This window comes from Microvenator marinus, assembly GCF_007993755.1.
Classification (GTDB): Bacteria; Myxococcota_A; Bradymonadia; order Bradymonadales; family Bradymonadaceae; genus Allomicrovenator; species Allomicrovenator marinus.
On the sequence record NZ_CP042467.1, the window covers coordinates 2,951,228 to 2,963,951 of the forward strand.

The 12,724-nt window shown below is 55.0% G+C and carries 9 protein-coding genes; 5 read left to right on the forward strand and 4 right to left on the reverse strand.

All coding sequences use genetic code 11. The features are described 5' to 3' along the window. Positions 1-36: 36 nt before the first annotated feature. Positions 37-444, forward strand: coding sequence for an SseB family protein (locus tag FRD01_RS12045; protein ID WP_146959955.1), 408 nt, complete (start codon positions 37-39; stop codon positions 442-444). A gap of 12 nt (positions 445-456) precedes the next feature. Here the strand turns inward: FRD01_RS12045 and FRD01_RS12050 are convergent, their stop codons facing one another. After that, positions 457-807 (reverse strand): hypothetical protein, encoded by a 351-nt coding sequence (locus tag FRD01_RS12050; RefSeq protein WP_146959956.1) that lies wholly within the window; start codon positions 805-807, stop codon positions 457-459. Then, on the reverse strand, positions 804-1,709 hold the full coding sequence (locus tag FRD01_RS12055) for an RpnC/YadD family protein (protein WP_146959958.1): 906 nt from the start codon (positions 1,707-1,709) through the stop codon (positions 804-806). The genes FRD01_RS12050 and FRD01_RS12055 overlap by 4 nt, the downstream gene beginning before the upstream one ends. Before the next feature lie 219 nt (positions 1,710-1,928). On the opposite strand from FRD01_RS12055, the gene FRD01_RS12060 reads away from it, so the two are divergent. Both FRD01_RS12060 and FRD01_RS12065 read left to right on the forward strand, forming a co-directional pair. After that, positions 1,929-2,873 (forward strand): hypothetical protein, encoded by a 945-nt coding sequence (locus FRD01_RS12060; protein WP_146959960.1) that lies wholly within the window; start codon positions 1,929-1,931, stop codon positions 2,871-2,873. Positions 2,874-2,916: 43 nt separating this feature from the next. Further along, on the forward strand, positions 2,917-3,801 hold the full coding sequence (locus tag FRD01_RS12065) for a tetratricopeptide repeat protein (protein ID WP_146959962.1): 885 nt from the start codon (positions 2,917-2,919) through the stop codon (positions 3,799-3,801). 14 nt (positions 3,802-3,815) lie between these two features. On the opposite strand, the gene FRD01_RS12070 is transcribed toward FRD01_RS12065, so the two are convergent. Continuing rightward, positions 3,816-4,946, reverse strand: a complete 1,131-nt coding sequence (locus FRD01_RS12070) for a serine/threonine protein kinase (RefSeq protein WP_249755573.1) — start codon at positions 4,944-4,946, stop codon at positions 3,816-3,818. Between the two features lie 175 nt (positions 4,947-5,121). Here FRD01_RS12070 and FRD01_RS12075 point away from each other — a divergent pair, with 175 nt between their 5' ends. After that, a complete protein-coding gene (locus FRD01_RS12075) occupies positions 5,122-10,545 on the forward strand; it encodes a right-handed parallel beta-helix repeat-containing protein (RefSeq protein WP_146959966.1) in 5,424 nt (1,807 codons plus the stop codon). A gap of 22 nt (positions 10,546-10,567) precedes the next feature. Here the strand turns inward: FRD01_RS12075 and FRD01_RS12080 are convergent, their stop codons facing one another. After that, positions 10,568-11,113 (reverse strand): hypothetical protein, encoded by a 546-nt coding sequence (locus tag FRD01_RS12080; protein WP_146959968.1) that lies wholly within the window; start codon positions 11,111-11,113, stop codon positions 10,568-10,570. A gap of 209 nt (positions 11,114-11,322) precedes the next feature. On the opposite strand from FRD01_RS12080, the gene FRD01_RS12085 reads away from it, so the two are divergent. Further along, on the forward strand, positions 11,323-12,699 hold the full coding sequence (locus tag FRD01_RS12085) for a hypothetical protein (protein ID WP_146959970.1): 1,377 nt from the start codon (positions 11,323-11,325) through the stop codon (positions 12,697-12,699). Positions 12,700-12,724 lie beyond the last annotated feature (25 nt).

Genomic DNA, 12,724 nt, shown 5'->3' on the forward strand with positions numbered 1-12,724 from the left:
CAGGACCATAGGCAGAACCCACTCGGAAGACCAGACATGATCGAACTACGAGACCTGATCAAGACCGCGAAGAACGAGCCGACCACGGCCAATATCGAGGCGATGTGGAAAGCGGTATACCTGCTTGGAGCCTGGTATTTCGCGCCCGGTAAAAAGGCGCCGGGGGCCACCACGCCGATGGTCATGCAGGAGGAAGATGGCGCGTGGTTGCTGGCGTTTACGAACTTTCGCCAGCTTTCGAAATTCGAGCGGGAGCACGACCTGCTTCTACCCGACGGCAACCTGAACATGTTGGTACTCGACCCGCTGAAGTCCACGCGTTTGGTTCAAGAACACGCGGCCCATATTATGGGCGTAGTATTTAACCCACAATCCGACGAAACATTTCGCGCCCCTGTTGATGCGTTGGTGGCTTATGCCCGCCATTTTGGGTTGGATGTCTAATTGTTCCGGGACCTATCCGGCGGCAGAGGTAGTCGATTTTCCCATGGCTTGTAGGCCTCTTTGAATACACATCTGCGTGGTAACTTCCCATGTCGGCATGTGGGGCAGGTCCAGATTCTCGGTGAACTCAATGGTTCCTTGATACACCCCGCAACCTTGAGCCATCTCAAGGTGCAGTGTGCTTGAACCTTCCCGGTGGTCCCAACGTGACTCCTCAAAGTTGGAGAGCCCAACACCACATGCATCCGTGATGAATGAGCCATAGCTCGACGGCTCCCAAACATCTGCGACTGGCGGTGTAAAGGACTCGTCTCCACAGCCGAGTATTGCGCACAGGGCACATAAGAAGCTGAGCCGTCTCACGATTCGAATACGTCTTTCGAGTCCTCGGCACTGACGATCGCCTCAAGCCACTGCTCCAAACGGTGCTGGTCGTGGCATCCTTCCAAAATCTCCAAGTGTTTCTGGCTCAACGAGAGGCCACGAGCTTTGGCAACCCGCAAGACAGAGGCACGCAGGCCCTCTTCTTTGCCTTTCTCGATGCCCTTTTCGATGCCTTTCTCGACACCTTCTTCGATGCCTTTCTCGAATGCCTCTGCCTTAAATTCTTCCCAAAATGTGCGTGTTCTCATGTCGAGCTCCATAAAGTGTTGCCTGACTCTCTCAGTCACAACTTCTAGCATTGTATCAGAAATTTCGTCCATGTCCCGGTGTGATAGCTTTCCCGCTTCGTAGCTATCGATGCATTGATTCATCGTCGCTTTGTACAAGGGTTCGGCGTAGTCCTTCCTCGCGTGTATCATTGAGCAAAATAGCCCCCACCAGGGGTTTTCAGCCAACTGCTCCGACGTGAGCATCCTGGGCGTGGTGGAAGGCCCGATCACCGTTGGCGTCCAACTCCCACGACTCGTAAATTGAATTGGACTTCTTGCCCAAGCCTCAACCTCCGTGGAAAAGGTCACTACGATAAGCTCGACGGGCTTGCCCCGCCCCTTCATGAACGCGACATAATCTGTCCAGACATCGGGTTTTTCCGGATCAATCTCACGCTGTACCTCCCCGACGACATAGTATTCGTGTGATGCCTGAACAAGGAAAACGCAGTCTGCGCGTCTCACCGACGGTGTTGCCCTGGTGAACTCGGTCTTTCTATCTTCGATGCTGCTCCCGTCTTTGGGAGCTGGCAATCCAGTCAAACGCAACACAGAGGTCAGACTCCTTTCCAAGAGCTTCTCCATGGCTGCGTGGGTAAATGATAGCCCCATAGTGTCTCCTTAAAGAATCGCACCCGCAAAGTTTCGGGCGTCTAAGTTCTATTTTCGGACACTTTGGGAAAGTGTTGCGAATTTTGTTCAAAAAAGTGTTTTTACCCGACCGTTAGACTTTTGTGTTTTGAAGGAATACAATGATGGATGCGGGTTGTTAGAGACGTATAAGACCCGCAAAGGGCGCTATTAAGCGGAAAAAACCGAGAAGAGGAGAACATGGCCATCACACCCAAGACGTTGATCAAGAGCCCGGCAGTGCTCTTAGGCACCACCGTTTCAGTCCTTGCACTGGGAGCAGCATGGAGTGCATTCCAATGCCCCGTCCAAGTTGAGACGTACGAACCGAGGAACACGCAGCTTTTTGCTGAGTGTGCGCACATGGCATCTTCGCCGAACGTGCAACATTGGTCAGAGACTGATTTTGTTAACGTGGCGTTTTGCTATGACGACGCTGAGCAAGCGTTTATGGCGATCGACGTGGCGGACCTTGGCCTTCAAAGTTATCCGAAGTCAGAGACCCTCTACAATATCAAGGGCTATCACCTGATCGAGACCGGTGCTTACGAGGAGGCTGTGTCGGTACTTCGCGACGGCATCAACAAGGTGCAGCTCACGAGCGGCATCATGGAGAACAACCTCTCGTGGGCGAGCCTCTGGGTACCCAGGGAAATGCCTCTTGAGACTTCGCGAACTCTTTATCAGTCAGCACTGAAGCGAGATACCAGCGGCATCAATTGTGAGGCTGTCCACACCGGTATGTGGGTCGAGTACGCGATGGCAGCATCTGGCTCCTCGCACGTGCGAAGTGACGCACTCAACCGCTACGATGCGCTTCGTGAGCAGTATGATGGTTGTGAGAAGCGCCTCAAGAGCGGTGAGCGTCATATCGTAGAAGAAGTGCTCGGCGCAGCGGTGCTCGATGTTGAGGTGGCGAAGCTTCAGACCGAGGGTCAACGGCCTGCATGGGCTCGGACGCATTCAGGAATCGCGCTCGCTAAGCAGGCCATGAATGCTAACACATCAAAGGTTGATCGCGCGGCGCTTTGCGAAGGGGCAACTCCAGTCGCTTCCACTCAGCACACGTGCCAGCGGCTTATGGCTGCTGCAACACGATGTGGGTCGGCCAAAAAAGCTCAGCCAAGAATTGATATCCGACGCTGATTTTCGTAAACTTCAAAGAGCAACGAGTTAAACAGGAGAAGACATGGCTGTATCAGCGCGATCCTTAGTGACCTACCCTGCGGCGTTTGCCGTGGCGGCTTGGACAGTAGTGGGCTTGACCTTGATGATAAATCATTATGGCCAACCTGATGTAGACCCCATGGTTTCTCACGACTCGTGCTCGAACGTGGCTCAAGCCAACGGTGACGGTGAAAATCCGGCGACATGGAGTGAGTACGAGTGGTACCGCTACATCACGTGTGTAGAGGATACCGGCGATACGCGTCGCGCCGCAGGCGTGGCGAGCATTGCTGCCAAGCACTATCCTTCAAGCGAGGCGCTGGTGAATACGGCCGGTATTCTTTTCCTGAAAGTCGACGACTATCCGCGCGCTGAGAAGGTCTTGATGGACGGCGTGCAATCTGTACAAACGACGTCGGGCACCTTGCATAATAACCTCGCGTGGGCGTCGCTCTACACCGGAAACTACAACACAGCGATGCTTCGCAACTGGTATCGCCGAGCACTCTCACACAACCCGAATTCGTGCGAACTACTTCATACGGGCTTGATGGTTGAGTGGCGGAGCATCACTGAAGAGCGAGCACCTTTCCAGGTAGGCGAGCGAATTTCAGACTTCAGCGGGCTCTTTGACCGTTATCTGAACTGCACGGAGCGCACGACCTCGGACCGAAATCTCGTGACGGCTGAGTATTTCACGGCGCTTGTCGCCGCTGAGAGTGTGGACCAAGCACTCGGTGTGACGTTTAACACGGAGTTCAACCGTGCACTTGTGGACATCGCGCCAGAAGTGAAGGATTTGGAGGCTCAAGGCTTGCGCGCAGAAAGCGTAATCTGCAACGAGATTCCAACCACCATCAACCGCACGAGCTGCTCGAAATGGGTCAAGGCGGCACTCGCCCACTAAGCCTGGCTTAACACCTAGATGGCCGTCGTAAGAACGTGTTGTTTGTAGAGCAAATACACGAGCGCGACGGCCATTAGTATGATCACCACAATCAGGGCGGTCACCACCGACATCGGCGCCACCGATGCCGTCTCTTGGGCAGGTTGTGCCTGCGGCGCTGCAGCCAAGAACTCTTGAGACCTATTGGCGGCTATCATGCGGGGTGCGTGGAACGGGCGCAGGTGATCACGTAGAGGCGGGACGTAGCGTGGATGATCCATCATCTGCTTTTCCAAGTCACCGATGATCCTTTCCAACCTGTCTCTGACCGCCTGAGCGCTGTCTGGGCGCTCGCCCGGCTCCTTCTGCATGAGCTCGTAGGCCAACTCGATGATCACTTCTGGCACTGAATCCCCCAGAAGCTCATAGAGATTCGGGATGTCCTCGATCTGATGCGCACGCATCACTTCAAAGTCGTTTCGCCCCTCGAACGGTGGCCTTCCGGTCAACGCGGTAAAGAGGAGTACGCCGAGGGAGTAAAGGTCGCTTTGCGCGCTCGGCTCCGAGGAATCCAGAAGTTCCGGAGCGATGATTCCGGGTGTGCCGGGAACTTCCCCTGCTCGCGTGATTTCGGAGCGTTTCTCGAGCTCTCGTGCGACCCCAAAATCGAGAATTTTGACGTGAATTCGGTCATCCTGGTGGCGCACCATCATGATGTTCTCGAACTTGAGGTCACGATGGATAATCCCAAGGTGGTGAGCCTCGATGAGGGCATCGCAGACTTGAACAAAGACGTGCAAGATCTCCAGCAGCGATAGCCGAGCGGACTCAAGGGCATGCCGAAACGTCTCGCCGCGCACATACTCCATCACGATGTACGTAAGGCCATTTAGGTCGCGACCCGAGTCGATGAACTGCACGATGTTGGGATGGCTCAGCTTTCCAATCACACCGGTTTCTTGAACAAAACGCGCGATGAGGTCCGAGTCGCCTGCGAGGTCGGGCTTGATGAGTTTGATGGCCACGGCGCGGTTGACGCTGAGTTGTGTAGCCTTGAAGACCACGCCCATGCCTCCAGAGCTCAGGATTCGCTCAAGGCGAAACCGCTGATCGAGCACGGTTCCAGCGAGGTTTTCGAGGGAGAGTTCGGCGTTTTGCGAACTCATATTTCGGCGCGGCGGTGTGGTCATAGACTCAAGAGTCTGCCACCGAGCGGGGGACTTTTGCAATTTCAGTTTCTTTCAGTTTCCAAACCGAACACCACTCTGATAATGCTCGCCAATGATCGCAAAAGGCGCGCGTACCTGCTTGTAATGCCTTGCTAAATTGCCGAGGGAGAAGATGAAAATTTCCGTGTTAAAGAGTGCATTTGTACTGGTTTTGGCCAGTGCGCTGGGTTGTTCGGACGACCCGACGCCTAGACCTAACCCGACCAATAATAACAATAATGAACCCGATATGACTTCGGATATTGGAGGAACCAATAACGAAAACGATATGGGCGAGAATAACACTCCAGACATGGAGACGGACCAGGATCCCGACCTCGACCCGGATATGGGCGAGGATATGGATCCGGATTTGGGACCCGGTTGCGAAGATGAGTGTCAGCCCGGCGAGCAGGTTTGTGATGGCACCGGCGCATTCCAGATTTGCGGCCAATTCGACGACGACGAGTGCGTAGAGTTCTCGCAGAGCATCGCGTGTACACAGGGCCATAGCTGCCTTGAGGACCGATGCGTTCCGCCATGCAGGGACGAGTGCCCAAGCGGCACAACGGTTTGTTTGGACGAGAACACCGTCGGAACTTGTGGCAACTACGACGCGGATTCTTGCCGTGAAGCGGGTGCGGGTGTGGCATGTGGCGCAAATGAGCGCTGCGAGCAAGGTGCGTGTGTAGACACTACTGAAGCCTGCACCGACGAGTGCTCCGCGGGCGAGTCGGTCTGCTTTGGCGACGCGACGCGCACCTGCGGACAGTTTGACTCGGACTCCTGTTTGGACCTCGGACCGGCTGAGCCTTGTGCATCAGGCGAATCATGTGCCAGCGGAACATGCGCGGTGCCTTGCTCGGACACGTGCTCCACGGAAGGTGCTGAAGAGTGTTCAGGAAACGGCGTCAGAACGTGTGAGCGCACCGCACAGGGCTGTTTAGCCTGGAGTCCGGTTGTGGCGTGCTCCGCCGCAGAAACCTGCTCCAACGGCGTTTGTGCGGCGAATTGTTCGGACGAATGCCCGACCTCGGGTGCCGCGATCTGCTCGCCGGATAACTCCGGGGTTTCGATCTGTGGGCAGTTTGACGGTGATGCGTGCCTCGATCGATCAAGCCCAGTGCCTTGTCAGGCTGGATTCGCATGTAGCCAGGGACAATGCGTGGCGACGTGCTCCGACGAGTGTACTCAAGGCGCGACCCAGTGCTCAGGCAACTCGCTCGAGAGCTGCGGAAACTACGATGCCGACCCTTGTTTGGAGTGGGGTGGCGCGGTGGCCTGCCCTGGCGGCGCAACCTGCACCAACGACACCTGCGACTTGCCTTGCTCAGACGAGTGCACCACATCGGGCGCGGTCGAGTGTTCTGGAAACGGAACGCGAAGCTGCGGTCAGTTCGACCTAGACAACTGCCTTGAGTGGTCCACCACCACCGCCTGTCAGTCCTATGAAGTCTGTGCCGCTGGCGCATGTGAACTTGGCGCAACGCCAGCCATCGTACTTATCAACGAGCTTGTCTATGACTCCATGGGCACCGATTCGGCAGCTGGAAATACGCTCTTCGTGGAGCTTTCTGGCCCTCCTGGTCAGTCGTTGGACGGCTACTCGGTCGTGGGCGTCAACGGGTCAGGCGGCGGCGATTACAATTCAATCCCCTTGACCGGCGAGACGATTGGCCAAGACGGATTCTTCGTGATCGCTCATCCGAACGGTGACGCGACACTGGTGGCGTCGGCAGAAATGACCTCAACCGCGGTCGACTTCCAGAACGGACCTGACTCTGTTCAAGTGCGCTGGCGAGGCCGCGTAGTGGACGCACTCGGTTACGGAAGCTTCGGGGCGAATGATACGTTTGCGGGCGAGGGAACAGCTGCCGGCTCGGCACAAAACGGAGCGAGCTTGTCGCGCGACCTCGACTCAAATGACACGGACGACAACTCTGTAGACTTTACGGTACAGGCGTCTCCTACGCCCGGTGCCGCCGCGATCTCTTGTATGAATGACTGTTCCATGGGGCAGACCCGATGCGACGGCACACAGATTCAGAGCTGTGGGAACTTTGATGCGGACACGTGTCTTGAGTGGGGACCATCCATGGCATGTTCGGGCTCACAAACGTGTCAGGGCACCACCTGTCAGGATCCTTGCACCGATGAGTGTTCCGCCCAAGGCGCCACGCAATGCTCAGGCGAACAAGTCAGAACTTGCGGAAACTACGACACGGACTCATGCCTGGAGTGGTCAACTGCTGCGGACTGCCCTGGTACTCAGGTTTGCACCCTAAACGTATGTCAGGACGCCACGGCTCCTGAGGTGGTTTTGATTTCCCCACAGGGAACCCTGCAGACGACGCAGGGCAATGTTCACCGCATGTTGGTGGACGCCACGCCGAACGCCGGGCGAACCATTTCGGAGGTTCGCTACTACGCTGACGGCGCGCTGCTTGGCAGCACCACATCAACTCCACACGAGTACTTCTACACTGTACCTGCGAATCACCCGACAAACACTCAGATCGTGCTTCAGGCGCAGGCCACGGATAGCACCGGAATCGTCGGAAGTTCGGCTTTTGCATACCTAGACGTTAGAAACGACGCGCCTGTTGCATCGTTCACGGCGACCATCACCAACACGACCACGGTGACCGTGGACGCCTCGGGATCCACCGACACTGAAACGGCTACGCCAGACCTCGAAGTATGTTGGGACTGGAACAATGACGGCACCTGTGACACGCCGTTCTCTACTCAACAGATTCGAAGTCACGACTTTGGAGCTTCCGGCAACTATACTATTCGTATGGTGGTTCGTGATGCCGTTGGCCAAACTACGTCGACGACTCGGCAAGTGAGCTTCGCGGACATTCAGTACGTGGGCGGAAGCGACGTGACCACCACACTCTGGTACGGCACGATCATCGTAACGGGCAACGTCACCGTGCCTTCTGGCAACACGCTGACCATCGCCCCTGGTACCGACATTCTCTTTGTGTACTCGGACGTGGCGGCGCCAAGCGGCGTTGGCGACTACCGAATCACGGTCAACGGTAATATGGTGGTCAACGGCACCGCGGCGGATCCCGTTGTATTCTCGGGACAAGACCAGACAGCCAAGGTACCCGGTGGTTGGGACCGAATCATCCTCAACGGCGCTGGGTCGGTGATCGATCATGCGATCATCGAGTATGCGGATTTCGGCCTTGATATACGCAGCGATGCGCAGATCACGAACACCGAAGTCCGAAACACGCGGGACAACTGCATCGACATGAACAACGCGGACAACGCGAGCTTGGAAGACGTGGTGACGCGAGAGTGTGGTGGAAACGGCGTCGAGGTTCGAAACGGTTCGAACCCTGTAGACATCACCTCATTGAGCTCCACTCAGAACGGCGAGAGCGGCATCTACTTGCGCCAGTCGTCCGTGGTGACCATGACCACAAGCACTTTGGCGGGCAACGCTGACGAAGGTGCATACGTGGACACGAGCACATTGAACCTTTCGGATTCAGTGGTGGAAAACAACCTCAACCGCGGCCTTATTTTCAATGGAAACAGCGGTGGAGCCGTGACTCGAAACCAGATCCGAACCAACGCTGCTGCGGGTATCGAGCTATTAGCAAGTACCACGCAGTCGGACTCGCCGTCTCCGGTTGTCAATCTCAACAACATCTACTCGAACTCCACAGGCTCCACCGAGATTTACGAAGGGATCATTACGAGTTCGGTGCTTACAGCCTCTTACTCGGGCTGCTGCAGCTCGTCCGGAGTTACTTCCTCAGACTGGACTAAACCGGCCGGGTCGACGATCCGCCGAGTTAGGCTCAACTATAACGAAACCGACTACTCAACTAACTACGTGATCGGCTATCTCATCAATGCAGAGACAGGCAGTACGATTCAGCAATTCAACAGTGATTTCAATGGCTGGATCGAAATTCCCTCGGGAGTCAATAGCCTCCGGGTACGTGTCCGCGATAGTGGCTATGGTTCCGTGACTGACACCATCACGGTTTCGCAAGTTGAAGTCGTGAAGAGTGGGCAGGCCGACGTTGCCGCTTCATTGAACAGCGCAATCGACTTCCAGCGCAATTATCTTGGCACTTGGCCAAACGTCATGACGCGTACCTTTGAATCGTCAAGAAACATGCTGAACGTTCAGGGATTTGTGGGTGTCCCGTTCACAAGCTCGTGGGACACAGGCATTTACATGGCGGGGAATGTGAGTGGAACGTGGTCTTCAACGATCTACGTAACCGGCAACACGACGGTTCCGGCGGGTCAGGTATTGAATGTCGATCCTTCCACACAGATCCTCTTCGTCAACCACGACCAGAACTTGGACAACGTTGGGGATTTTGAAATCAAGGCAAATGGTCAATTCAACCTCAACGGCGCTCAAGGAAACGAAGTGTTGATTGCGGGACTTGGTGCTTCTGATATCGATATGTTCCAAGAGGTGAATCTGGACGGCTCTGGAGCGGATCAAAGTACTTGGAATGACGTCAATCTTCGCAACGGGCAGACGGGAGTAATGTTGCGAGGATCGAGTACTTTGACTCGGGTTAACATCTCAACAGTCGGCCGCGACGGAATCTACGTGATTTCTGGAGCTCCGAGTTTGAGCTACGTCACCGTCGATGGTGCTGTGCGTTATGGTGTTCATATCGGCGCTGCATCTCCAGTTCTAAGCCGTATGACAATTCGCAACGGGTTGAGTCACGGTCTCTTCTACAACGGTGCAAACGGCGGAACTCTGGAGGACAGCACAGTTCGGGAGAACCAGGGTGACGGTGTGCACGTCAATGGACCTGCCGCACCAGGGGTGAATTACAATTTGATCACCTATAATGGAGCTACTGGCATTCGGGTAAACGGCAATAGCGCTATGGTAGGGAACAATAACGTCATAAAGTTCAATGATGACGCCGGTGTTGCACTTCGTTCAACTGTAAGTAGCCACCCCACAGCGAAGTTCAATTACAGCAATATCTACGGAAACGCAGTGCTTGGAACCACCATAGCTCAAGCGTTTACGACATCCTCGGTCCTCACGGCATCCTATAGTGGCTGTTGTAGTTCTACCGGGGTTACTTCGAGTGATTACACGCTGCCAAACGGACGAGAAGCAAGGCTTGCGCGAATCGCCTACAACGAAACGGACTACTCCACGAACTACGTCATTGGGTATCTGATCAACGCCACAACAGGGTCCACAATTCAGCAATTCAATTCGGATTTCAATGGTTGGGTTGAGATTCCATCGGGGGTGACTTCTTTGCGAGTTCGGGTGAGAGATAGCGGTTATGGCTCTGTCACTGACACCATAACCGTCCATGAAGTCCTCTCAGACGAATACGCCACCTCAACCGCCTACGAGCTTGCTGCCATGACGGTTTCCGGAACATCGGACGCGAAGTTCAACTACTGGACACCAACTATTGGTGAGGTCCCGACCAAAATCCATCAGGCCCGAAATGGTTCTGTAGACTTCACGGGCTTTACCGGTGCCGAATACCCGAGTGGTCAAGTCACTCAGGTTGGTCCTCGCCCGTAAACTTTGCTCGAAAACAGAACGACTATTTCATGCGGCCTTGCGATCTTAGCAAGGCCGCTCTTGCTTGTTCTGCGTCTTTGATCTCGAGGCCGTTGAACTGGTAGGTGGTTTGGTGTCGCCCGCCGCGTCCACGTCTGTGGCGCTGGTAGTAGTAGCGCACGTTGTAGAGTTTTCGCCCGTTTCTGATGAGGCGAATATCCTGTTCTGGCTCCACGTACATTCTCTGCAATCTACCCGCGCCGAAACCCGCAAGAACGAGGGCTGAAGTGTTAGTCACAGCGTAGATGGTCACTAGGTTTCTTCGCTCCTGGAGAATTGGAAACCCGAAGAGAAAGAGGACGGTCAGGATCACGCCGAGCACAATGAAAAAGACCGCAAATCCCCATGAGTCGCCCATCTCATCGGCATTAGCCATCACGAGCATGGTAATGACTCCGGTGGAGAGAAAGCATATGGCCCCCCAGACCTGAATCACCCAGGTCGCGGTGGACTTGAAGTCCGGGTGAGGCTTTCCCCACCAGAGAATTTCTTCGCCTGGTTCCAGAAATTGTTCGAGAACTTTGGACATCAATCTCCTCCAGTCTACGCAGACTATGTCCGCATGGGGTGTATCGGCACGCAGATTATTACCCAAACTCGCCGAGATTTTTAGGGAAAAAGGGGCAATTGGGTGTCTGAAACTTTCTCAAACTTTTAGTGTTTGGCTTGTTTGCCGGCTTGTCTTTGACTAGGAAGGCGTGTGAAAAAGTTCAGCAAATCAATCGTGTTGAGGTCGTGGTGAGAGTACATCCATTTTTGGTCTTGATAGCATCTGTGTTCGTGATTTCGTGTGCCGATGACGTGGTCAAGAAGAACTCCACACCGAGTGGATTCAACAACACCACAGCGACAAACAACCCAGATTCCAATAACCGCGCGTCAAATAATGCGCTCAATAACTCCAACAACACGCAGACGAACACATCCAACAATCTCACGTTGAACAATCCCGACCCTGAGTTTTGCGGAAACGGTGTTTTGGATGAGGGCGAGGCTTGTGATCCGGCCATTCAATCCGGTGCTGGAGTGTGCCCGAGCAGCTGTCAAACACAGGACGCGTGCCTTCAACTCGAGCTTCGAGGAAGCGCCGAGGCCTGCACCGCACAATGTGTGGCAACTATCATCGCGCAGTGCGCTAGCGGTGACGGATGTTGTGCAGCGGGGTGCACCTTCGAGACGGATAACGATTGTTCACCAACATGCGGAAATGGCGTGGTTGATGCGGGCGAAACATGCGATGGGAATTGCCCAAGCCAGTGTACCCCGTCGTCGACATGTGCCACCGCGAGCCTTGCTGGCAGTGCCGCATCCTGCACCGCAATCTGCACAGAGACCCAGATCACCCAGTGTTCATCAGGCGACGGATGCTGCCCGGCTGGCTGCACATTCGCGAACGATAATGATTGTTCATGCACTCCACGCACCTGCACGGCAAACCAATGTGGAACCATCGACAATGGCTGCGGAGGGACTGTGAACTGTGGCGGCTGTGGGGCCGGCGAAGCATGCACCAACAATACTTGTGTGGCGACTGGTACGGGCTTTCCTGTAGGGTCGGCCTGTACCTCGCACTCGCAATGCAGCGGCAACACCCCGAATTGCATCACGGACCCAGACTTCCACCAGGGCTACTGCAGCGCCAACTGCCAGTTTGACAACGATTGTCCATCGGGATCGCATTGTGGCTACAAGGACCAAAACGGTCTTGGCGTCTGTCTGAAGAACTGCACGAACAACTCAGACTGCCGAACAAATTACTCGTGTCATAACGACGACGCGTCGCAAGACAATTCGCGCGAATGCGCCCCTTACGGCGCGGGCTCTAGAGCCATCGGCTCGTCGTGCACCGGCGTGTATCAGTGTAGCGGAGGGGATGACGCATTGTGTCTGCGCGGAACATCTTGGCCAGGTGGATATTGCTCATTGGAATGTACTTCGATTATCTTTTTGGGCGACTCATGTCCTAGCGGAAATCGTTGTTACACCGAGTTCTCGCAGGACGGATTCTGCGTAGAAGAGTGTACCTTCAACTCGGAATGCAGACAAAATGAAGGCTACCAGTGCCTGGAAGGGTTCACGATTATCTCCGACCCTTATAACGCGTGTTTGAAGTAGCCATAAAGAAGTCGTTCATCCTGAT